This window comes from Lacticaseibacillus paracasei subsp. paracasei, assembly GCF_000829035.1.
Classification (GTDB): domain Bacteria; phylum Bacillota; class Bacilli; order Lactobacillales; family Lactobacillaceae; genus Lacticaseibacillus; species Lacticaseibacillus paracasei.
Window position 1 is genome coordinate 2447331 of sequence record NZ_AP012541.1, and the last position, 23114, is coordinate 2470444.

The 23114-nt window shown below is 45.7% G+C and carries 23 protein-coding genes; 9 read left to right on the forward strand and 14 right to left on the reverse strand.

Features of this window, described 5'->3' with window-relative positions; all coding sequences use genetic code 11:
* Window positions 1-44 precede the first annotated feature (44 nt).
* Window positions 45-1418 (reverse strand): MFS transporter, encoded by a 1374-nt coding sequence (locus LBPC_RS11980; RefSeq protein ID WP_003599833.1) that lies wholly within the window; start codon window positions 1416-1418, stop codon window positions 45-47.
* A gap of 39 nt (window positions 1419-1457) precedes the next feature.
* On the reverse strand, window positions 1458-2987 hold the full coding sequence (locus tag LBPC_RS11985; RefSeq protein WP_003599835.1) for a multicopper oxidase family protein: 1530 nt from the start codon (window positions 2985-2987) through the stop codon (window positions 1458-1460).
* Window positions 2988-3113: 126 nt separating this feature from the next.
* On the opposite strand from LBPC_RS11985, the gene LBPC_RS11990 reads away from it, so the two are divergent.
* The 3 genes from LBPC_RS11990 to LBPC_RS12000 all read left to right on the forward strand — a co-directional run bounded on the left by LBPC_RS11990 (window position 3114) and on the right by LBPC_RS12000 (window position 4425).
* The gene (locus tag LBPC_RS11990; RefSeq protein ID WP_003567401.1) at window positions 3114-3305 is read left to right on the forward strand and encodes a hypothetical protein; all 192 of its coding nucleotides are present in this window, start codon (window positions 3114-3116) and stop codon (window positions 3303-3305) included.
* 128 nt (window positions 3306-3433) lie between these two features.
* On the forward strand, window positions 3434-4072 hold the full coding sequence (locus LBPC_RS11995) for a cation efflux transmembrane domain-containing protein (RefSeq protein WP_003599837.1): 639 nt from the start codon (window positions 3434-3436) through the stop codon (window positions 4070-4072).
* 20 nt (window positions 4073-4092) lie between these two features.
* On the forward strand, window positions 4093-4425 hold the full coding sequence (locus LBPC_RS12000) for an ArsR/SmtB family transcription factor (RefSeq protein WP_003599840.1): 333 nt from the start codon (window positions 4093-4095) through the stop codon (window positions 4423-4425).
* A gap of 119 nt (window positions 4426-4544) precedes the next feature.
* On the opposite strand, the gene LBPC_RS12005 is transcribed toward LBPC_RS12000, so the two are convergent.
* The 6 genes from LBPC_RS12005 to LBPC_RS12030 all read right to left on the reverse strand — a co-directional run bounded on the left by LBPC_RS12005 (window position 4545) and on the right by LBPC_RS12030 (window position 9539).
* Window positions 4545-5486: a metal ABC transporter solute-binding protein, Zn/Mn family gene (locus tag LBPC_RS12005; protein ID WP_003567408.1), complete on the reverse strand. Its 942-nt coding sequence runs from the start codon at window positions 5484-5486 to the stop codon at window positions 4545-4547.
* Window positions 5483-6379 carry a metal ABC transporter permease gene (locus LBPC_RS12010; RefSeq protein WP_003567411.1) on the reverse strand — a complete coding sequence of 299 codons (897 nt, stop codon included), beginning with the start codon at window positions 6377-6379 and terminating at the stop codon, window positions 5483-5485. The genes LBPC_RS12005 and LBPC_RS12010 overlap by 4 nt, the downstream gene beginning before the upstream one ends.
* The gene (locus tag LBPC_RS12015) at window positions 6376-7119 is read right to left on the reverse strand and encodes a metal ABC transporter ATP-binding protein (protein ID WP_003567413.1); all 744 of its coding nucleotides are present in this window, start codon (window positions 7117-7119) and stop codon (window positions 6376-6378) included. Before LBPC_RS12015 ends, LBPC_RS12010 begins: the two co-directional genes overlap by 4 nt.
* A 275-nt stretch (window positions 7120-7394) precedes the next feature.
* Window positions 7395-8861, reverse strand: coding sequence for an aldehyde dehydrogenase (gene aldA / locus LBPC_RS12020; protein ID WP_003661721.1), 1467 nt, complete (start codon window positions 8859-8861; stop codon window positions 7395-7397).
* 200 nt (window positions 8862-9061) lie between these two features.
* A complete protein-coding gene (gene rpsN / locus LBPC_RS12025; protein WP_003567416.1) occupies window positions 9062-9331 on the reverse strand; it encodes a 30S ribosomal protein S14 in 270 nt (89 codons plus the stop codon).
* 88 nt (window positions 9332-9419) lie between these two features.
* Entirely contained in the window at window positions 9420-9539 is a 120-nt protein-coding gene (locus tag LBPC_RS12030; protein ID WP_003567418.1) for a putative metal homeostasis protein, read from the reverse strand.
* 200 nt (window positions 9540-9739) lie between these two features.
* Here LBPC_RS12030 and LBPC_RS12035 point away from each other — a divergent pair, with 200 nt between their 5' ends.
* Both LBPC_RS12035 and LBPC_RS12040 read left to right on the forward strand, forming a co-directional pair.
* Window positions 9740-10657 carry a metal ABC transporter solute-binding protein gene (locus tag LBPC_RS12035; protein WP_003576335.1) on the forward strand — a complete coding sequence of 306 codons (918 nt, stop codon included), beginning with the start codon at window positions 9740-9742 and terminating at the stop codon, window positions 10655-10657.
* A gap of 238 nt (window positions 10658-10895) precedes the next feature.
* A complete protein-coding gene (locus LBPC_RS12040; protein WP_032781090.1) occupies window positions 10896-11537 on the forward strand; it encodes an SDR family oxidoreductase in 642 nt (213 codons plus the stop codon).
* A gap of 117 nt (window positions 11538-11654) precedes the next feature.
* Here the strand turns inward: LBPC_RS12040 and LBPC_RS12045 are convergent, their stop codons facing one another.
* Together LBPC_RS12045 and LBPC_RS12050 are read right to left on the reverse strand one after the other, a co-directional pair.
* Window positions 11655-12287: an NUDIX hydrolase N-terminal domain-containing protein gene (locus tag LBPC_RS12045; RefSeq protein WP_003661717.1), complete on the reverse strand. Its 633-nt coding sequence runs from the start codon at window positions 12285-12287 to the stop codon at window positions 11655-11657.
* 156 nt (window positions 12288-12443) lie between these two features.
* Window positions 12444-12968, reverse strand: coding sequence for a hypothetical protein (locus LBPC_RS12050; protein WP_003599857.1), 525 nt, complete (start codon window positions 12966-12968; stop codon window positions 12444-12446).
* A 262-nt stretch (window positions 12969-13230) separates the two neighbouring features.
* On the opposite strand from LBPC_RS12050, the gene LBPC_RS12055 reads away from it, so the two are divergent.
* The 3 genes from LBPC_RS12055 (at window position 13231) to LBPC_RS17065 (ending at window position 16508) form a co-directional block, all read left to right on the forward strand.
* Window positions 13231-15066, forward strand: coding sequence for a SpaA isopeptide-forming pilin-related protein (locus LBPC_RS12055; protein ID WP_003661711.1), 1836 nt, complete (start codon window positions 13231-13233; stop codon window positions 15064-15066).
* A 147-nt stretch (window positions 15067-15213) separates the two neighbouring features.
* Window positions 15214-16116: a metal ABC transporter solute-binding protein gene (locus LBPC_RS12060; protein ID WP_003661709.1), complete on the forward strand. Its 903-nt coding sequence runs from the start codon at window positions 15214-15216 to the stop codon at window positions 16114-16116.
* A 242-nt stretch (window positions 16117-16358) separates the two neighbouring features.
* The gene (locus LBPC_RS17065) at window positions 16359-16508 is read left to right on the forward strand and encodes a hypothetical protein (protein WP_003567431.1); all 150 of its coding nucleotides are present in this window, start codon (window positions 16359-16361) and stop codon (window positions 16506-16508) included.
* A gap of 263 nt (window positions 16509-16771) precedes the next feature.
* Here the strand turns inward: LBPC_RS17065 and LBPC_RS17460 are convergent, their stop codons facing one another.
* From LBPC_RS17460 to LBPC_RS12080, 3 genes are all read right to left on the reverse strand, one after another.
* Window positions 16772-16954 carry a hypothetical protein gene (locus LBPC_RS17460; RefSeq protein WP_003661708.1) on the reverse strand — a complete coding sequence of 61 codons (183 nt, stop codon included), beginning with the start codon at window positions 16952-16954 and terminating at the stop codon, window positions 16772-16774.
* Window positions 16955-17113: 159 nt separating this feature from the next.
* Window positions 17114-19246, reverse strand: a complete 2133-nt coding sequence (locus LBPC_RS12075; protein WP_032781088.1) for an SEC10/PgrA surface exclusion domain-containing protein — start codon at window positions 19244-19246, stop codon at window positions 17114-17116.
* A gap of 174 nt (window positions 19247-19420) precedes the next feature.
* Window positions 19421-20608, reverse strand: a complete 1188-nt coding sequence (locus LBPC_RS12080) for a hypothetical protein (RefSeq protein ID WP_016383967.1) — start codon at window positions 20606-20608, stop codon at window positions 19421-19423.
* Between the two features lie 1187 nt (window positions 20609-21795).
* Here LBPC_RS12080 and LBPC_RS17070 point away from each other — a divergent pair.
* Window positions 21796-21960, forward strand: a complete 165-nt coding sequence (locus LBPC_RS17070) for a hypothetical protein (RefSeq protein WP_003576369.1) — start codon at window positions 21796-21798, stop codon at window positions 21958-21960.
* A 77-nt stretch (window positions 21961-22037) separates the two neighbouring features.
* On the opposite strand, the gene LBPC_RS12090 is transcribed toward LBPC_RS17070, so the two are convergent.
* A complete protein-coding gene (locus tag LBPC_RS12090) occupies window positions 22038-22958 on the reverse strand; it encodes an IS30 family transposase (RefSeq protein WP_003574021.1) in 921 nt (306 codons plus the stop codon).
* Window positions 22959-23114: the final 156 nt, after the last annotated feature.

Here is a 23114-nt window from a genome sequence, read left to right on the forward strand (position 1 = left end):
TTAGTAGGCGGTCATTTTTTTAGATGCAAAGCACGAATTCGCAGCTATACCGCTTTCTTCGCGACTTCCTTTGGTAACGTTAACGCCAACAGCAAGCCAATCAGGCCCACGCCAGCAAATACAGCGAAGGTAACCGCAAAACCGCCAGCATGACTTCGCAGCGTGGTTTGCACGCCATCCAACAACACTGTGGCGAACATGACACCGGCAGACCCAAACAACTGCCGAGCCGTCGTTGTAACCGCAGTGCCGTCTGCCACGAGCTCATTCGGCAAAGCATTCGCGCCAGCCGTCACTGAAGGCATCATCACAAAGGCATTGCCGGCTTCAGTCGCCATCGCCAACATAATTGCCCCAATCAGCGGTAAATGATGGGCAAAGACTGCTAACAGACCAAAGCCACCAGTAATCAACAACATGCCAATCATGGCCACGACACGCGGTCCAAAGCGATCCAGTAGGCGCCCGCTAATTGGATTCAAAATACTCAGCAACACCGCAGCTGGCACTAAGGACAAGCCAGAAATCAACGGTGACAAACCAAGCAGCGTTTGAAAGTAAAGCGGCATCAGGATAGTGGTGACAATCAAACCGACGTATGAAATTCCGGTCAGAAACACCGCTTTAGTAAACATACCAGTGGCAAAAACTCGCATTTGCAACATTGGTGGTTGGCGATTCAATTGCCGAACAACGAAAATACCAGCTGCCAGAACGCCTAAAATCAACAAACCAACCACGCCAACAGTTAAGCCTTTTTTCGACAAAGCACCCAAGGCATAAAGTAGAATTGGAAAACTTGCGGATAAAAGGAAGGAGACCCAGTCCAGTTGCGTCGGTTGCAATGGCATGACAGACGCAATGGTCACCGTTGAAACGGCTAGCACAAGCAGCGAAACGACCAAGAAGAACAAGAATAAAGCCTGCCAAGGGAACCATGTCAGCAAAACACCGGAAATAATCGGACCGACTGCCAAGGCTGAGCCCATGACCAATCCCGCCGTGCCCATCATCCGACCACGCTCACTATGCGGCGTAATTGTCAGCAACACGGTCTGGAAACTCGGGAAAATAATCCCGACCGCAATCGCTTCAAGCAACCGGCCAATCATGAGCACGGTAAAACTCGGTGCCCAGATACATAAGCCTGTCCCAATGGCAAAAATGAGTTCAATCGCTTGGAAAAGCCGTTGGAAAGGTACATTATGCAACAGCCATGGACTAACCGGAATCATCAAGGTCATCACCAACATAAAGCCGGTCGTCAGCCAAGCAACTGTATCCGCTCCTAAACCAAAAGCTTTCATAAAAGCAGGATAAGCGGTGCTTAAAGAAGACTGCGAAATTGACATCGAAAAGGTACCTGTCAGTAACGTGGCGACAAAAGCCCCGCGATGTTTGATCGTTGGAGAGTGCATATTAAAATCATCTTTTTCTATATTAGTATTGTGGGACGTTTACATTTTCATTCCCATTTTTTCATAAGACTGCATACCGCCCATCCAAATCTCAGATGGTTTGACGCCACGTTCTTTAGCCAAGGCCATCATTAACGTATCCATATCCATCAATTTATATTCTTGCTTTGGCTTGGCTGGATCGAAAGTTTCAATCTGTGCCATCATGCCGCCATCTTCGTGCTCAATGATATGGCAGTGATACATATAAACCCCTGGCAAATCAAAGCGAACTAGCAGCCGAACCGTTTCACCAGGATTCACGCCAACGGTATCTTTGAAACCATGTTCATTTGGATACGGCGCATGCCCATTCCGCGACAAGACTAAGAATTGGGTTCCATGCACATGGAATGGATGAACCATTCCAGGCGCATCATTGCTATTGGTAACATCCCAGTACTGGGCTTTGCCAATTGGCTGCGTGGCATCAATCCGCTGCATGGCGAACTTTTTACCGTCAATCGCAACACCTTCGTCCATCCCCTGCATCACAACATGGCGAACTGGCAAAGCCGGGTCAACCACTGGTGCCTTCACATCGAACAACTTATCAGGCAAGGTCGTCTGATCCGGTTTGAACGCATGAATGCGGAACTTTAGCAATGGCACATCATCCGTATATAAGGTAACCTCGTCGCCTTCATGGTATTGACCAAAATCAACAATCACTTCGGCACGCTCAGCACAAGTCAGCATCAGATGGGTGAATTTGACCGGCTCCGGTAACAATGAGCCATCCCCGCCAATTTGCGTAAATGGCAGGTCATCGGAAAAATGCAACCGCCATTCACGGCGATTAGCACCATCCAGAAAACGCAACCGGATCTTTTGCGTGGTGACGTCAAAATAAGGATTGATCGTACCGTTAATCATTGCGGTTGGCCCAGCAACACCGTCAGGATCATAATCAGCCCGGTAGTCCCACTGGTTGTTCTCGTGAAAACGCCGGTCTTGCAAAATGACCGGAATATCGTCAACGCCATAGTTCCTTGGCAATGGCAGGCTGGCTTCATGGTCGTCTTTGACAATCACCATGGCAGCCAAACCATGCCAAACCTGCTCGGCTGTGGATGGGCACGGATGCGCGTGCAGCCACAAAGTCGTCGCCGGTTGTTCCAATGTGAAGTCGATATGCTTACTTTCACCCGGATAAACCGGCGCATGGCATCCGCCATCAACATAAGGGCCACTGACATTAGCCCCATGCCAATGAAAAGTGGTCAACTCAGGCAAGGTGTTTTTCAGTGTCACATGCGTATGCTGACCACGGCGATACACAATCGTCTGACCTAACAGACTGGTATTATAGCCCCACGTCTTGGTCTTCGCCCCTGGTAACAGTTGCGTTTCCCCAGCCTTTGCTGTCACCGTGTAATAAACGTCGGTCGCTGTCTCTTTATCCGGTTTCAACAACGGCGGCGCATTTAAGGGCTTCTCAGGCGCATCACTGACCTCAAGCGGCACGTACCCGCCATCGTGGAGATCAAACGCTGGCTCATCAAAGAAATAGTCCGTATAGGTTTTCATCGTGATTTCCCCCTCTGACAAGAATTTTAACACTTTTTAGGGTTGCCATAAACATAATTTAGAATTAATCTAAAGTAGTAGCGAAAAATGGTATAGGTCTTATCCATACACTTGAGGAGGATTTTCATGCAACAAATGTCGAAAACAATGGGCTGGCTCATGCTGGCGTTAAATGTGGTGTTGCTGATTCTAATTGGTACCATGCACAATATGGCAGCGATGTGGTTAATGGGTCTGATTATGACTTTGGACGCTGTGACCGGGTTAGTTACCGCTTATCGGCCCCAGTCAAGTCAACAACACGCCCACCAGCACTAGTTTGTTAAGAAGTTGCTGCAAGACCTTTCATGGAGTCATTGATCGGCGTTATATGTTGACATGTACATATGTTGAATATATCATGTGTCTGTGCTTAGATGAACAGTCACATGAAAGAGGGTCGTTTAATGCAGCAACTGTCAATGACGCAGAAACAAACCATGACGTCAGCCTTACGGGTTGAATATTTTTCAACGGCATGGATGGCATTTGAGTTCATAGTCGGTTTTTGGTCCGGTATGCAAGCAGGTTCCATTCTCTTAATTGCGTTTGGCCTCGATAGTTTTCTTGAAATTATTTCTGGCAGTGCCCTCATTTGGCGTCTTAAAAAAGAAGCCAATGGTGCGCCATCTGCGGAGGTTGCTCAAGCAGAGCAACGTTCCAGTCTCATTGTCGGCAGTGTTTTATTATTACTCAGTCTTTATGTCATTGGCGTTTCCGGCTATAATTGGGTTACACATGCCGCAGCTGATACAAGTTACAGCGGCATGGCAATCGCAATTGCTTCCGTGTTCCTGATGCCTGTTTTGACCATTAAAAAGCGGCACTTGGGAGAAAAGTTAACCTCTCCCGCGCTGATTGAAGATGGCATGTGCAACATCACCTGTGCTTATATGGCCGCAACTGTTCTGCTTGGCAGTTTGCTGACTTGGTTGTTTAACTGGTGGTGGGCGGATTCTGTCGCTGCTTTAGTCTTGGTTTATTTTGTGGCTAGTGAGGGCTGGGAAGCGTTGCAAACGGGATTGGGACACGGTGATGACGCTTAACTAATGGAGGTTTCGGTCACATGGACACAGACACTTTAGAACTGGTCACGACAGCTAAATTGACTGAGGCGGAACGCATTTTTAAGTTATTGAGCAATCCGATTCGCCTACAGATGTTAAAACTGCTCGAACAACGGGAACTGAATGTCGGTACCATTGGTGACTTGTTAGGTTTGGAACAGCCGGTTGTTTCCCACCAGCTTGCCTTGTTGCGAAAGCACCAGCTGGTGAGCGCCAAACGGGTGGGTAAAGCCAATTTCTACCGCCTCGATGATCCGCATATCATCACCGTCATCGATGCTATGCTCGCCCATGCCGACCACGTGGCTCGCGGCAAGCGACACGGCGAATAATGCAACAATGGGTTTGCAGTCAGAGAAGGCTACGAGTCAGCCATAAAAAAACGTTACCTTTACCATTTTCGGCAAAGGTAACGTTTTTTTAATGGTTCAACCGAGCGTCTTGGTCGCGATTATTCCGCCAAACCGTCGTGAATCTTATCTAGGTTCCATTTCATCATGCTGTAGTACGTATCGCCTTTGGTGCCTTTTGCTGCCAAGGAGTCGGTAAAGATTTTGGCGTGAATCGATAGGCCGGTTTCTTTAGCAACTTTGTTCATGGACTTCGGTGAAACAGAACTTTCGACAAACAAATGCTTAACATCGGAGGCGCGAATTTTCGCTAAAACCGTCTGCATCTGCTCAGGCGTACCTTGGGCTTCGGTGTTAATTTCCCAGATATAGGCTGGGGTGACGTGATAAGCCTTAGAGAAATACTTGAAGGCGCCTTCTGATGTAACGAGCAACCGCTGGCGTTCCGGAATATCAAGGAACTGAGATTGGGCGGTTTGATGCAGTTTTTGCAGCTTAGCAACGTATTGATCTGCATTCATCTGGTAATAATTGGCATTCTTGGCATCTTTTTGCTTCAACACCTTAGTGATGGTTTTCACGTATTGAATCCCGTTGGCCAGATCAAGCCAAGCGTGCGGGTCTTGTTCCTTCGTATTGGTCGTCAGGTACATCGGATTAACCCCGTCACTGGCAGCAAAAACGTCTTTGTTAAAAGCTTTATGCGATGTTTGAACTAACTTTTTGAACCAACCATTTCCGCCAGTTTCAAGGTTGAGGCCATTGTGGAAGACAACATCGGCTTCACTAGTGGCAGCAACGTCGGTCGGTCGCGGTTCATATTCGTGCGGGTCGGTGCCGCGCTTGACGATACTATAGAGTTCAATGCGATCACCGCCGACATTGTGCACCATGTCTTCAAGAATCGAGTTGGTGGTGACGACACGTAATTGTTGGTTAGTACTTGCTGAATCTTTCTGAGTCGTACTGCGGTTGTTTACAAACCAGAAAACCCCTGCAACCATGGTTAAAACAGCAACAACACTGATTAGAATCTTTTTCATCGAACAGCCTCCTCGGCAGTGTGGGTAGCAGCAGCGGTTTTCTTTTCTCGCTGTTTTTTACTAAAACTGAAGAACGCCTGCTTCGGTGAGAAGACGAAGGAAATGGCGAACAGGACCGCAGCTACGAGCACAATGGCCGGCCCGGATGCCCAGTTAAAGGTGAAACTGAAGTAAAGTCCGGTGATGGCCGAGAAAACGCCTACGCTAGCGGACGTGATCAGCATCGTTTCTAACCGATCAGTCCACAAGAAGGCAGTTGCTGCTGGCGTAATCAGCATCGCCACAACTAGAATGATCCCAACTGTCTGCAGGGCTGAAACGGTGACAAGCGTCAACACCAGCATCAAAGCATAGTGAATCATGGTGGTATTCAAGCCATACGTTTTCGCAAACGTATTATCAAACGAGGTGATCAGCAGTTCCTTATAGAACAGAACCACGAACAGGATCACAATTCCCAACACGACAGCGGTGGTGACAATGTCGCTGTCGCTGACGGCTAAAATGTTACCGAACAGAATATGGTGCAAGTTGGTCGCACTTTCAGCCATTGAAATCAGAATGAAACCCAAGGCATAGAACGCACTGAACACGACCCCGATAGATGTGTCGGTTTTGATTTTACTGTTGGCTGCCACAAACCCGATCAGCAAAGCCGCAATAATTCCGAAAACCGATGCCCCGATCATGACGTTAATACCGAGCATATAAGCAACGGCTACCCCGGGCAGGACCGCATGGGAAATCGCATCCCCCATCAGCGACATGCCGCGTAAAATGATGAAACTTCCGATCAAGCCTGACATGATACCAACCATGATGGCGGTGATCAACGCGCTTTGCAGGAAATCATATTTTCCCAAAGCGGTAAAGAATTCCATTATTGATGTCATACGCGCGCACCCTCCTTTGCCGTAAACAAGACGGACGACAGGTCGGCTGAAAATGCCCGTTCGATATTTTGGGCGGTGTAAACTTCTTTGACCGGTCCTTCCGCAACAATGCCGTGGTTCATGACCACAAGTTCGTCAAAATATTTTGAAACTTTATTCAGATCATGATGGACCACAATCAGCGTTTTACCGGCATCGCGCCACTGATTCAAAATCGTCATGATCTCTTGTTCACTTTTCATGTCGATCCCCACAAACGGTTCGTCCATGATGATAATTTCCGCATGTTGCACAATCGCCCGCGCAACGAAAACGCGTTGCAATTGACCACCTGATAACTGGCTGATCTGACGTTTCTTAAAATCCTCAAGACCGACTTGGGTCAGGGCGTCAAGCGCCGCCTGTCGTTCCTTTTTGCCAGGACTTTTCAGTAAGCCCAATCGGCCATATGTCCCAGTCAGCACAAGATCTTGAACATTGATCGGAAACGTCAGATCAAGATCTTTACGTTGCTCGACATAAGCGATTGACTGCTGTACCTCTTTGAGTGTCCGTCCGGAAAAGTCGACCGTTCCTGATTGTACCTTGATCAATCCCAAAATAGCTTTGATCAAGGTCGATTTACCTGCTCCGTTAGGCCCAATGATTCCGGTGATCTTACCTGCGTTAAAATGAACGGCAACATCAGCAAACACCGGTGTGTCAGCGTAGGCAACGGTCAGGTCCTTAACTGTTAACATAAGAGCCTCCAATTTTTAGGGTGACCTAATTCGCTTTCATCTTAAGCTTACAGAAAATTTCAAATGCTATCAAGTGTTTTTTAAGGCGAACTTAAAAAAGCTAAAGAATATGAACCAGTGACTATCACGAATCTAATGCTTAAATGGCTTACTTCTCGACAACTGCCGTAGATAAAGGCATGTAATCGCATTCATTCATAAGCGCTGAACATCATCAAAAAAGAGAACCATGATCGAGATAAATGCTCGCTCATGGTCCTCTGGTTATCGCCTAGTTATTTTAAGTTTTCTGGGTGACGCTGTAAATAAATGACATGTGTGTTGGTAAATTCTTCAACACCGTGAATACCATCGGCGCCTCCGACACCAGATTGTTTCCAACCAGCATGGAAGCCTTGGATGCCTTCAAAGTTGAATCGGTTAATGTAGGTCTCGCCAAACTCAATCTCGTTAGCAACATACGAAGCGGTTTCCAGATCACGCGTATAAACGGAGCTGGTCAGGCCATATACCGTGTCATTCGCCATTTCGATTGCTTCTGGAATGGTCTTGAATGTCAAAATCGGCAACACCGGTCCGAAGATCTCATTTTGCACAATCTCTGAATCCTGCGCGACATTGGTAATCACAGTTGGTTCGTAGAAGAAACCACCGTCAATGTCAGCTGGGTGACCACCTGTTTGAATCTTGCCGCCTGCTTCAACCGCCCGCTGAACCAAACCGTCCACTTTATCAAGGGCGCCTTGATTGATCAACGGACCCATTTCGGCATCTGGATCAGTGTTCGGATTACCGACTTTCACCGCCGCCATCTTTGTTGTCATTTTCTTAATAAACTCATCCGCAACATCTTCTTGCACATAAATCCGTTCAGCGTTGTTACAAATTTGCCCATTGTTATCAATTCGCGAGTCAAAAATGGCCTGCACAGCTAAATCGATATCAGCATCCTTAGCAACAATTGCCGGTGCCTTCCCACCAAGTTCCAATGACATCTTTGCCACATGATTCGCCGCAGCTGCCATGACCTTCTTACCGGACGCGGTGGACCCAGTCAGGCTGATAATGCCGACTTTGGGGTTCTTCGCCAAATCATCCCCAATGATGGACCCGCGACCACTCACAAAGTTGACTACCCCTGCCGGCAAACCGACTTCATCAACCAGTTTTGCAAATGCCAACGCCAGTCCTGGGGTGTCCGAACTTGGTTTGATCACGATGGTATTGCCGGTTACCAAAGCTGGCCCCATTTTCCGAGCAATCAGGAAGAACGGGAAGTTCCAAGCAATAATACCAACCGCAACACCGATTGGCTGACGGGCAATGATAATATTTTCGTTTTCATTGTCAGATTGCATCACATCGCCGGAATAAACGCGTGCGGCGTTGGCCATATAGTCAAAATAATCCGCCGAAAACTCAATTTCGGTTTTCGCTAAGGCATGAATTTTTCCTTGCTCCAACATCAAAATCTTCACCAGTTCATCTTCATGCTCACGCACTAAAGTAGCAAGCTTGCGCAAGTACGCACCACGCGTTGGAGCAGGCACGCGCCGCCAAGCATTCTTAGCCGCCCAAGCAGCATCCACGGCTGCGCGGGCTTCCTCAATTGTCGCTGCCGGTGCCGTCCACAATTTCTTGCCTGTGGAAGGATCGATCACGGTTTCAACATCGCCTGATGCCGAATCCATGAACTTGCCATTGATATACATCTGATAGTGCGTTGACTGCAATTCAGCCATTGTGTTTTTCCTCCTTGCAAACGTCTTTTCTGTCCGACGAACATAAGCAAAGCCACTTTGCTCATGTTATGTAAGCGCTAACTTCATACATCTTAAGTATAACGTCATATTCAGGCAAAAGACATGATAATTGCTTGTGAGTTAGCAAACATGAGGAAATAAAAAACACAAAACGAATTCATCGCCGGTGGCTTCAGGTTTCACCAACTGGCTTTCCGCACCCCAGGAATTTGGCCTTTATGGGCGAGTTCACGGAAATTAAGCCGGGACATGCCAAACTTCCGCATATAAGCATGCGGTCGCCCATCCAAAACATCACGATGATGTAAACGAACTGGGCTTGAATCACGCGGTAGTTTGCTTAGGCCGATATAGTCACCTTTCGCTTTTAATGCAGCGCGTTTTGCCGCGTATTGTTGAACAAGTTTTTCTTGTCGTTTTGCTTTTGCAATTTTAGATTTTTTTGCCAAAAGAATGCCTCTTTCCTTCACTGATGGTCTTTAATCTCCCGCGAACGAGTCACTCAAAGTATTCAAATGACCACCAATTATTGATACATTACCGATTTTTCTGTTGCTTACGCTTAGCATCGTGCAAAACTTTTAACGCCCGTTTTCGGGTCTTAATGTTGGGACTCTTCATACGCCGCCGTGCACTGGCAAGATCTGTCTTTTCCAAAAATGATCACCTCTTTTTAATTCGTAATCATTACTATTTAAGCAACGGCAGTAACCGTATCACGACTGCGATTTATCTGTCAATTAGAATTTAAGAACGTCACTTTTCTCAATTTTTTTGAAAATTTTCCTTGCCAGACCGCTCACTTTGCTTTATGGTTTAAATCGTAATTATTACGTTTTGGAAGGAAGCGGGAATTTATGATGAAGCGATTACTTGCAGGTATCAGTGTCGCATTGCTGGCAATTTTTGCAGTCGCATGCGGTAGTAACGGTGCCGCAAAGCAATCCAGCTCGAATGGCAGCAAGATTCAAGTTGTTGCCAGTCTTGATTTTTATGGTGAGGTTGCCAAAGCTGTGGGTGGTAACAAGGTGTCGGTGCAGTCGATTATCAACAATCCGGCGGTTGATCCCCATGACTATGAGCCTACTACCAAAGTTGGGAAATCAGTTGCGTCTGCCGATCTTGTTGTCGCTAGTGGCATTGGTTACGACGGCTGGATGGATAAGGTCGTGAAATCGGCGGACAAATCCAAAAATTACTTACGTGTCGCTGACGATTTGATGAATAAAAAGGAAGGCGACAACGAACATATCTGGTACGATCCGCGAACCATGCCAAAACTGGCCAATACGTTAGCTGATAAGTTTGCCAAGAAAGATCCAGCTGACAAAGCTACCTTCAAGGCGAATGCAAAAAAATACATCGCTTCACTGGACGATCTCAATACTTTGATCAACAAGTTGAAGTCGAAAGTAAATGGCCAACTCGTTGATGTCTCCGAACCTGTCTTTGGCTACGCGCTCGATTATCTGGGCTACAAAGTCAATGACGATCACTTCTCGAAGTCAACCGAAGACGGCACAGACTACAGCGCAAAAGATATCCATGGTATCGAAACCGATATTAAGGAAAAGAAAATTGCCTTCTTTGTCAATAACATCCAAGCAAGCTCAAAGACTGTCAATCAACTCGTCAAATTAGCTGAACAAAATAATGTGCCGGTTTTGAAAGTGACCGAGACATTACCTAAAGGCAAAAACTATCGGACTTGGATGACCAGCCAATACCAGCAACTTGAAAAAATTCAGGATCAAGCAACGAACAGCGCAAAATAGCATCACTTCTGGTCACAGGGGTTTATCATTCCCCCAATGTTTCGGCAAAGCTCACCCTCTGTCGAAGTTTCGTTAATTGCTTTGATGACAAGATAAACCATATGCCCGGGCCAACAACACCGGACAGCACTTGACCAGAAGGAAGCCCGCGAAGAAATTCGCGGGCTTTTTTGATCGTTCCGCCACAAATACCGGTGTTACAATAAAACTGTATTGGGAACAAGAAAGGAAGATTCAAATGGCAAATGTCATGATCTTAGGCGCACACGGGCAAATTGCAACGTTGGCGCGGCATCAGTTGCTGAAAGAAACCGATCATCACCTGAGTTTGTTTCTACGCAATGCCGGGCGGCTGCAAGACGTCAATCCGCAACGGGAGACGGTGATTGACGGGGATGTCACCGACACTGCCAAGTTGACCAAGGCGCTTGCTGGCATTGACGTTGTCTATGCCAACCTTGGCAACAAGGGAATTGAAGATCAGGCAAAATCCGTCGTGAAAGCGATGGATGCTGCAGGTGTGAGTCGATTGATTTGGATTTCGACGTTGGGAATTTACGATGAAGTCCCGGGCGCTTTTGGCAAGTGGAATCATCAAATGCTTGATGGTGGTTATCTTGAAACCTACGCCGCAGCCGCCAAAGTCATTGAAAATTCTGACTTAAAATATACGATCATTCGGCCAGCTTGGCTTTCCAATAAAAACATTGTCAGTTATGAATTAACGGAAAAAGGCGAGCCATTTAAGGGCACAGAAGTCTCCCGGCGCAGCATCGCTGACTTCGTCGTCAAGCTGATTAACGATCCAAGCAAACACATCGGTGCTTCACTTGGCATTGACCAACCTAACACCCAAGGCGATAAACCTTCCTTCTATTAAAGTAACCAGTCATCGGCCAAATCAAAAAGAGTTTATTTCCGTGTTCATCACTGGGAAATAAACTCTTTTCTGTTGCCATGCCCTTTACTTGGCTATCAAAGTAGTATCTTTTTAAACTCAATCAAACTTTGCCATCCAGTGACTAGCCGTATGTGCGTCAAATGCCATCTCAATGTCGGCCGGCAAATTGCGTTGTAGCGATAAGGGCACCTGAAGCGCTTGTTCTCGCGTAAAAAGTTGAACCTTTGCAGTTTCGATCCCGCTTTTTAACGCACGATTCTCCGGTAGACAAGCAATGAACATTTTGTACACATCTTGCGAACTTTGCTTGGCATAGGCGTGCTTACGTAGTGCCCGAACTGCCAGTAATTGTTGCGGTTTCACGGTTAAGCCGGCCTCTTCACGGGTTTCTTTTACAGCAATTTCACCCGCACTATAACCCAAATCCGCCCAACCACCGGGGATGGACCATGTACCGCCCGCTCGTTCCTGAACCAGCAATAGTTGATCCTCAATAAAGGTAACCGCACGAACATCAACTTTGGGCGTCACATAGCCAAAATCCGCATCGACAAATAACTTTGCTTGCTGGTCACTGGCACCAAGCTTTATTGCCAGCTTAGTCGTCACGTCAGCCAGTTCTGTATAACGCTGCTGATCAAAAACATCCTTTGCGTAATAGTTACCCGTCTGTGCAATTGCCTGCAACTTGGCCAGCAAAGTATTCAAATCATCTTGATAGGGTGCCAAACGATCGCCTCCTCACGTCCAACCTAACAAATCAGCGCGCCATCACCTATCACAACACTGTCGATTTGAAAAAGTCTTACGTTTCAGGTCGCCTGACGCTGTGTAACAAAAAAAGCAGTCATCAACTGCCTTTTGCGATCCTATGTAACTTGATTGTTACTTCGAGCTTCCGCTATTTGTCACCGCTTGCTGATTGTTCGCATAGTTGCGCACGGATTCCGGAACTTGACCGCCGAAAGACTGTTGACCAATACTGACGGCCTGCTTAAAGAAAGCTTGAGCGCTTGACTGATAGCCTTTTCCATCATTGTTAATAACGGCTGTCAACACGTCACTTGATTGCTTGGCATAATCAACCAATGTCTTTGCCAAGGCATCATCCCCTGAATCCTGTGACTTGTTATTATCCAATTCCAGCCGGATCTTATCAAGTTTAGAGAGACTAGCTTTAGCCGACTGACTGAGGGTTTTGTTATCACTTTGCAGTGAGACCTCTGTCATCGTTTTCATCACCAAGTCAGAAATGGTCGTATACTGTTTCTGCAAAGTCTGCTTGGTAAAATGGTTCACCTTAATCATCGTCGACCCAGTCGAGCTAGACGACTTTGAACTTTTTGACTGACAACCAGTTACACCGATCATAGCCATCACTGATACTGCAATAACAAGCCACCTTCGCAACTTGATCCCTCCCCAACATGATGACGAATAACCGCATCATTAAATTAATTCAAACATAAGCCGTTCGAGACGTCAAACATTTCACCAGTTATTTGATCCCTTTAACCAAATAAGCCAAGCGTCATTGTTTCGTTATTTTTGTGTGTATTATCTCACAAAAATTGCCTTGCTAAACAAGGGAATATTCATTATATTTGTTAATCCGAATAAATATCCTTATGTTATAATTATTTTGTTAAATTATGACTAAGGAAGTGCCGAGATGCAAAAGCGCCGCCACTCACAAAAGCGTGCTTCAGTCCTTTTACTTATCACCTTGTTGTTGTCAGTTCTGGTTGCCTTAATCCCACCGCTCATAAGCAAGCCGATCAGTGTCGGTGCTGGCCAGAATATCGCGGTCACCGGTTTTGGTAGTCAAGATGCTACGATTACTGACACCACTGGGAAAGATTTCACCCACGCACCCAATCTTTCGATGTATAGCGTGTACACATTAACCTATCACTGGCGAATTCCTGACGAAGTGGTCGTCAAAGCCGGTGATACCGCGACAGTTTCCCTGCCAGCAACGGTTGTATCGCGAGCCGATGTGGACTTTGCAGTGGTTGATCCCACAACTGGCGCCACGATTGGCCATTTCTTTTCCAAAGCAGGTAGTTCAACCGGTATTTTGACCTTCACGGACTTCTTCAGCCATTCAACAGTCGGCCGCCAAGGTGAGCTTCAATTCATGGTAAGTGGCCGCTATGATGATAGTGGTCATCAACGTCCAGGATGGTATATCTACAAAGCCGGGTGGGTTGTCAATCCGCCAACAGGTGCAACTCCAGAAGAAAAAGCGCAGTATGTTGATGACCTTGGTCGACCCAAAATTTTCCAGTGGGAGATTACGATTAATCCAAATATGGAGCATGTCGACAATGTGGTGCTCACTGATACACTTGGTCCCGGGCAGCATTTTGATACAAGTCGTGGGCTGGTCGTCCACACTGGTACTTACGATGACAACTGGTTCCATGCTACCGGTACCATCACCCCAAGCTATCAAGTGAATGGTAACCAAGTCAAAATATCGCTGGGAACGATCACAACCGCCATCCAAATTGATTTGTGGACTAATCCCACCTCTGCAAGTTTCGAAACCACAGATTCTTGGACGAATTCAGTCGTTGCTTCAGGCAAGCAAGGCGGTAGCGGTGCTCCAGCGCAAGCAAACGGCACAATCACTTGGCGTAACGGCGGTAGTGGCACCGGCCAAGTTGGACAGGTCACGCTAATTAAACAAGACCAAAAAACACATCAGCAGGCTCTCGCCGGCGCTGTTTTCTCACTCTATCGTGCCGATGGAACCTTGGTGCACGACGACCTCATCACTGATACGAAGGGCAAGTTAACCTTTACCCAACTCTTAGTCGGCCAATACTATTTTGTCGAAACAAAGGCGCCTAAAGGATACAAGCTGAATGCGACTCACTTGCCGTTTACCATTACCCTTGATAAACCGCAAGTGACGGTCAAGGCCTATGACGAGAACCTGACGCCGCCACCGGTAACGCCGTCGACGCCATCTTCTGAATCTTCCAGTTCAATGACACCACCGTCGAAGCCATCATCAGCTTCCAGTTCCAAACCGTCTGTACCTTCTAGCTCGGTGACACCGCCGTCTAAACCATCAACACCTTCTAGTTCAGTGACACCGCCGTCTAAACCATCAACACCTTCTAGCTCGGTGACACCGCCGTCTAAACCATCAACACCTTCTAGCTCGGTGACACCGCCGTCTAAACCGTCGTCACCTTCTAGCTCAGTAACGCCGCCGTCTAAACCGTCTTCTTCATCTAGCGAGCCTTCCAAGCCGGCTGCTTCATCAACCCCTAGCCATCAGGAAAGCTCATCTTCCATATCTAGCAGTGATGTGATCCCTTCATTCTCTTCAGAAAGCGATTCTTCCGCAAGCGTGGAGGTTATCACGCCAAGCCACAACAACACCCATCATCTACCTGACACAGGTGAGCGTGTTTTAGGCTGGCTAGCCATTGCAATAGGAAGTCTTTTATCAATTACTGGTATCCTTCTATTGATTAAAGATTATCAATAAGCGCGTTTCAAAAACTGCAGCATGACGATGAAATGAAGCCATCGCCTGCTGCAGTTTGCTGCTTTAAATTTTGCTTGCGTGTACGCCATGAATACGCTACGCTTACAACCGTAACCATTACGCTTTCCAACAAAGGAGCTTTTGCCCATGTTCAAACGATTATTGACCGCCTTCAGCGTCATGTTGTTGGCAATCCTTGCTGTCGCTTGCAGCACCAGCGCCAAATCTGGCAGCAACCAAAAGATTCAAGTTGTGGCTACCGTCGATTTTTACGGTGAAGTAGCTAAAGCAGTCGGCGGCGATCAGGTGAGTGTCCAATCGATCATCGACAATCCCGCCATTGATCCCCATGACTACGAACCCACCACTAAAGTCGGTAAACAAGTGGCCACCGCCAACCTCATCGTTGCCAGTGGTATCGGCTATGATGGCTGGATGGACAAGCTCGTGAAATCCGAAAGCAAGTCCAAACAATACTTACGGGTGGCCGATGACCTCATGGACAAACACGAAGGCGATAACGAACATATTTGGTATGACCCACGCACCATGCCTAAACTTGCCAATGCCTTGGCAGATAAGTTTGCCAAACAGGACCCATCCAAAAAGGCCATCTTCAAAGCCAACGCCAAGAAGTACATCGCCTCACTCGATAACCTCAATGCTTTGATTCAGAAACTCAAGCAAAACGTTCACGATCAAAAAGTCGACGTCTCCGAACCTGTCTTCGGCTACGCGCTGGACTATCTAGGCTACAAGGTTAACAACACCCACTTCGCCCAAGCTACCGAAGAAGGCACCGATTACAGTGCCAAAGACATCAACGGTGTTCAAGACGATATTAAAGAAAAGAAAATCGCCTTTTTCGTAAACAACAGCCAAGCCAGCTCGAAAATCGTCGACGGTCTCGTCAAATTAGCCAAGCAACACGATGTTCCTGTGCTCAACGTCTCCGAAACCCTGCCAAAGGGCAAAAATTATCGCACTTGGATGACCAGTCAATACCAACAGTTAGAAAAAATCCAAGCAAAGGCCGACAAAACAAACTAGTCTCTCTGTCCTACCACAAAAAACCACTTCGTCTTCAAATATCGCAACTTGCATCAACGGATACCTCTCTAAAGGAAGGTAAAAAATGCATGGCCTGCTGTTCATTTTGTGACAACTGACATCTTTTCGTAAAATTTTTGCAATGAATTCGTTTTCAAGGGCCCTATACCAATTGAAGTTTTGCTTGGCGACTCTTACAATGTAGTTGTAAACAGGAACAACTAATAGGGGAGATGTTTTAAATGTCACTGATCAAGCATACTTTTAAACGCGTTGAGCACATGATCGCAGCACCACGCGATCCCCACGAAGAAGAACAAGCCCGTCTTCAAGAAAACCTGTTCTATACGAACCTCAGTAGTCTGCAACCAAAAACGAACGCTAAGTTTTGATTGAATAGATATGAAGTGAATGACCGCCTCAACGGCATGTTGAGACGGTTTTTTAATGCCGTCCATTTGGCTTTAAGAATCAAAATGACCACCTTGAGGAGCAAATGCTCCTCAAGGTGGTCAAAAAAACTTTCAGGTTATGTTGTTGAGCCTATGACGGCTATGCCAACTGTTTTAGCTTTCCTAAATTGTTTTCATACGGTTTTTTTGGCAGTTTAAACCACCTCCCTGTTGATACAGACCTTTGTGCTGCCTTCTCATGGTTAGTGCAATCCCAACATCAACTCAACCATGAAGACTTGTATGTTCTCTTTTCGAGACATCACAATCATGACCGCCACTAAGGCCTTCAAAACGCTTTTAAACCATCCGATGGTGTTTACCCACTTCTGTACCTCAAGCCATACTAAATTAATAGCAGGCAACTCAATCCAAGGGTTGCACATAACAAGCCGCTCTCGCTCCCAAAGCGAAAACACGTGTGATGATCAAAGAGCAACTTACATTTCAATGAAGAATGCTCTCTAATCAAACCAAATACTAGCTGCAGTGACATCTGAGCCATCATCCCATGTGATAGTCCAGCCGCTAGTGTAAACAGCTCATTACTTTGCGTGACGATACTTGCGAACTCCGGCCAAGCCAAGAACCGCAATCACGACAGCACCGGCCTCAGCCAAAATTGCGCCCGCTTGGCTTTCACCAGTTGCAGGATAGGCATGTTTGCCATTCTTCTGAGCAACCCGACTCATCGGCTGACTACTTGAAGGCTGTGCGGCAACAACTGGGATAACAGCAGCACTGGAAGTCTTCGGGTTAGCCGCACTGGATGCAGACGAACTGGCAGCACTCGATGCTGCTGAACTGCCTGCGCTGGATGCAGACGAACTGGCAGCACTTGACGCTGCTGAACTGCCTGCACTTGAGGCAGACGAGCTAGCAGCACTTGATGCTGCTGAACTCCCCGCACTGGATGCACCCGATGATGAGGCACCACTAGAAGGCGTTGACGGCTTAGGACCGGGATTCAACGCTTCAACCTGTTTAGTTAATGCAGCAATAAATGAAGCCAAGGCACTTTTTTGTTGCGCATTGAAAGCTTGAACCTTACTGTTATTGTCTTTTTCCGCTTGTGCTTCTTGACTGGCGAACTGATCAGCAAGTTGCTGAACTGCGTTGTTCAAAGCGGTCTTTTGAGCTTGATAAGTTTGATCTTGACTGTTCTTGAGATTCTGAAGATTATCTTTTACGGTTTGAATTTTTTGATCAATTTCTTTGTTATTGTCTTGGCCGGTAGAAGGTGATGAGATTTGTGCCGGAACCGTTGCAATGTTTGCGCCTTTATAAATATAACCATCACCATTAGAATTCATTACCCATACATTATCAGTAGTATTATATTGTAAAGAAAAACCTGTTGTTGTATCATCGCCAAGAAGAATGTTGCGATGACCATTATTACTATCATCGTCAAAATTAAATAATCTATTAATAGATGTCGAAACTGCTTCCATCACTCCAAGCATGGTAGGATTTTGACCATTACGATTTCCCATAAAAGATGAAAAATCAATTGATGTTAAAGTTTCATCCATACTGTGACCAAAAATTTGCGAAGTTAAGTTAGGATTATGAATCATATGACCATTTTTAAGACTATTACCTCGTTGTTGCACTTTATTAAGAAAATCTTGAGTAGTTGAGATGGGAGCAAGTCCCATTGATTTACGATAATTATTAACTAGCATCATAGCATATTGGTTTAATTCATTCTTTTGAGCATCTGTTAATTGATTATTCTGAACAACATCACCTAAAGACCAAGAAGGAATTTTATTAATATCATTTCCTTCTCCATCGTCTGAATTAACATAAATATTATCCATCATACCAGCTTGACTTGGATCTTTGAATACTGGAAGATTCTGTACTAGATAATTACCATTCCAATTACTGTTATTATCTTTATGAGTAACAACGTTTGTCCAAAGGCCGTGCTTTGCAACATAATCAAAAGTACCACCGTCACTTACTGTCTCTGTGGGCTGACCAGAAGTCCGTTGAGCATTCAATGAATCAATTTGCGCATTTGCGGACTGACTGGCAGCTGCATAAGATGACGCTTGCTGTGATTGTAATGCTGCTAGGCTACTTGCTGCACTTGAGCTAGCAGCTGCCAAAGAAGCTTGATCTTGCTGTTTTTGCGCTGCAGCTTGGCTTGCTAAGCTGTTGGCATAAGAAGCTTCTGCTTCACTGGTCTTTTGCTTTTCAGCAGCTTCAGAGACAGCTGCGTCTGATTTGGCTTGATCATATTTTGCTTGTTGTGCCTGCCATTCTGCTTCGGTCATGCCTGATGAAGCTGGCATGCTGGTGTTGGCATTGGCGGCTTGACTTGCTGCTTGATAGGCCGCAGTTGCTTGTTGTTGTGCAGCTGCCGGACTGGCCTCACCGTTGGCTTTAGCGGCGTTGGCTGTTGCTACAGGTTGGGTGTTTTTAACAGCACTTGCAGGTTCAGTTTGTGCTGCCGCCGGTTGACTCACTTGTCCATCTTGGGTGAGTGTCACTGGCTGAACGACAAGGTGCGTGTCTGTTTCTGCAGCATTGACAGGTTGAAGTTGCGTCAAGGCGACACCACCTAACGCTAAGGCAAATGCGGAAACTACGACCCACTGGCTGCCGCGTTTGTACATCTTTTTTCTATCATTAACAACATGTTCTTTAACCCGGTTATATAACATGTTACTTCCTCCAATACCATTAAAATTATGTCTTTTGATTCGGGGCACAAATTTCATTATATATATTTATTAGGTATATTATGCCTAGGCAACCTGTTACTAGCCTTTCGTTGCTGGCGTGACCGATATTGTGCCAAAACGGGTATCTGCACCAAAATGGCCTTGATCCATTGGTTATTCTCTAGTAATCGTTGCATGTCGAAATGGTGTCACAAAAGTGTCTTTAAAGTCACCTGTCCCTTGGATCTTTTCAAGATTACGGTCACTGATTGACGCGCTTTGTGCACTTACATACTGCCAAAAGAAATCTTGTTCAAATGCTTGTAACAATGACGCAACAGTTGGTCCTTTCTCCTTCAAGCTTGCTGGCAGAATGTCCCATCTTTGTGTCAGAAACACTTGCAGTGCTGGTTGCCACCAATTCTTATAGCTTCGGAGAACAAACGTTGGTGCCGGAATACGATTTGGCTCGTCAAGATATTGACGAATCCGCTCGATGACACTTGCTAAAATAAATTGTGTGGACGGTAATAACGCAACCTGCGCGCCACTTGGTAGTGCTTTGAATGACTTTTGCTTATTTGTCGCCAGTTGATAAGCTTCCACACTCTTTGCTTGATAACTCGAAGTGCTTTTAATTTGTATAAACTTGATAAAGTCATCTGCATTTTGCGTTCGATAAGGGACTAAATCGATAAATTGAATTGGATAGTGACTTAAAATTTGCTTTGCTTCGCTAACGGGCATCGTTGTGTTAGATTTTTCATCTGCATCAAACAAGGCCCGAAGCAACATCGAAGTATGCTGCGCATACCAATGCTGTTTATCTCGCTTTGTGTTCTGTCTCAGATAGTCCGTTAGCGTCATGTCGCCAGTATCTGTCTCGTTTGTTCGGAAGAGCTGTTGATAAATAATATTGTTGGCTGGCTTACCATCTATCCATTCTGCATCCTCCTCATGCACATATTTTTGAATGTTGACGAGGCCACCCTCTCTTTCTGCACGAATCAATTCCTCAACTTGTCCAGATGCTACCGCTGGATTAATGTTCGCAATATAAATCTGTGCTTTTTGCGGATCATGTTCAATCGGTCCAGCAGGGACACCATCATAAATCGTTGTTTCGGTTTCATTAAAATTAGCCCTTGCTTGTGGCTTGTGGATATATTGCGCATCTGCTTCAAATAGCCAGTTGAAGGATAGTTCCTCTGCCATTGCTTCTTCTTCTTTCAATTGCTCGTATTCAGCAATCTTCTTTTCAAGCTCAGGCCGCCATTGGCCTTTATTTTCGGTATTCGGTTCTCGATATGGATTCAAATTTGCTAGCAGGTCTCCCCAGCTCTGCTCGTCTTGTTTTGTCATAGAATCCCCTCCATTCATCTAGGTAAAATAACTATAGTATTTTAAATGGGCATATTGCGCCTATCTAAACCCAACTAAAAAATTTCACCGTCAAAAAGGAGACTGCTGAATAGGTAACGATTTTCTTGCGGTTTATGATAAAAAGTCCGGCAGAATCTGATTTGACGTCAGATTTTCCCGGACTTTTGTCGTATCAGGGTTTTCCACCCTCTTACTTTTCGCTCATTATTTTCATAATTCGCTCCATATTGGCATAAAAGAGCGTCATGGCCTCAATGCTATTAGACCAGCTTATTGATGGCTATGTTTGGTTTTGACTTCTGCATTCTTCGCGTCAATTCGATACCGTAACTTGATGATGTCTTGAAATGCTTGAGTTGCCTGTAAGGTCCTCTGGTCTTAATGTGTTTAAGACTTAATCGTGACGTTATAAGTTTTTGTCTTTGCGTCTGGTTGATAACACCCTTGCTGCCGTGGACATTCATGACAATGATGCGTGTCAAAGTAATAAGTCCGGCCTTGATCGCAGCTTTTACCTTTTCTCGTGACTCGCGAGTCCATAAAATCTGCAGGACAAACAAACATACCGGCATCTTTGTTGAAGTTCCAAGTCTGGACTGGAGTCCTTGATCCGTTGAGATGATGAGATAGAGCAATGAATATAACTGAAAGTGATCACGCTTGGCAAGTTTCAGATTTTTCCCCAGACGAGGCGATGTTACCGGTCATTTCTTCAACCCTCACAACATTTTTTCTATTTTGATTAACTAAGCTTTCCAGAAACTGCCCATCGCATTTTGACATAAGAGTGGCAGCTCGTTTCAGTTCAGTGGCTGTCAATCAATAAATTGATGCGACTAACAATTAGCACTATGACATCCTTAAAAATAACCGCCATGAAATGCAGGTTTAACGCTGCTTTTTAGATAAATCTTGAAAAATTTCAACGCTTATCGGTAATTGTACGGCGTTTAAAAAATAATAACAATAAGCTCGACATTTTCGTGTACATTGTTTGTAGGAAGCTAGCCCCCTGTGTTGTGAGCATTATGTCGAAAACAAACACGAGGTGATTTGTCTAACATTCAATTATTAACGAATACTGAACTCTGCAAGGTAAACGGTGGTAGTAACGCTCTTGACTGTGCTGCAGGAGTCGGTGCTAGCCCACGTAGGAGACTGATTTTTTGAAAACTCTTTCCAAGATTGCTCATATCGTCAGTGCCTTGTCAGGCGTTATTTTAGTCATCACCATCATTTCCATTCCAAAATACGACAGTATGGCACTGAATGTGTTTATTCTGACAGTCTCAGCAACAATGATTATTGATAACTATAGTCGAGAATGCTAAGACAACTTTTTAATAAAGTTCCATTCTCTCAGAATTTCACAAATTAAATACCTTGCCCCTAGATTGCAATAATAAAGTTACCACCTAGAAAGAGGCTTGCTCACTGCTTGAACTGGGGTTTGCCAACGGAGACATTTTCTAGGTTTGTTATTGATAAGCGCTGTGGCTTGTTGAATATCGGTCTCTGAAACCTGATCAAACTGTGTTCCCTTCGGGAAATAGTAGCGAAGTTCTCGATTGAACCGTTCATTTGTGCCCCGTTCATTCGGGTGATAGGCGTGGCAAAAGTAAACCGGTATCCGATAGCGCTTTGTAAGCGCCTGATCGCAGGAAAACTCTTTACCGTGATCAACCGTCACTGATCGAACCGGACCCGGAAAGTCCACCATCAGTCTTGCAAATCCCTTGAGAACAGCATTTTGTGATAAGTTTTCAAGCTTAGTTGTCGCCATTAAACGTGTCACCCGATCGACAATGGTCAAAACAGCAGCCTTTGACCCGCGACCACCGCGAACTGTATCCATCTCTAAATGTCCTTTTTCGGTTCGCCGATTAGCTGACTCACTGCGAATCTCAATTGAGGTGCCTACTGCTTGGTTATAGCGCGACCGAAGGTCTTGTCTTCTTTTATGACGTTTACCGTGATCAAAGAGTTGGCTTGGCTGAAAATCGACTTGTCTTTGATAAATCCAGTGGTAAATCGTGTGTGGCGCACAGTGAACGGCATAACCGACCATTTCAGGGGACCAACCTAGGTTTAGCTTCTCAGTTACCATCCGCTTCAACTTAGGCGTTAAAATCGAGTGCCGACCACAACGATGCCGACAAGTATCGGCATGATCCTGAGCTATAATGGCGCAGTAATCACCTTCAGGGCAACGGTGAAGCTCATGCCTAATAGAAATACGAGAGCGGCCTAAGGTCGCGGCGATGTATTGAATCGTGTGGTGTTGCATCAGTTCTATCTGAGATCGTTCAATTAAGGTTATAATGGCCATGGGACCTGTCCTTCTCTCTAGATGGTATGTTATGCAAACACAATTTTAGCAAGAACGGACAGGTCTTTTTTCACATTTTCTGGGTGGTAACTTTAATTATGCAATCTAGGGCCACTAACAACAGCCTCTACTTTGCAGCAATTCGCAAGCAAAGCA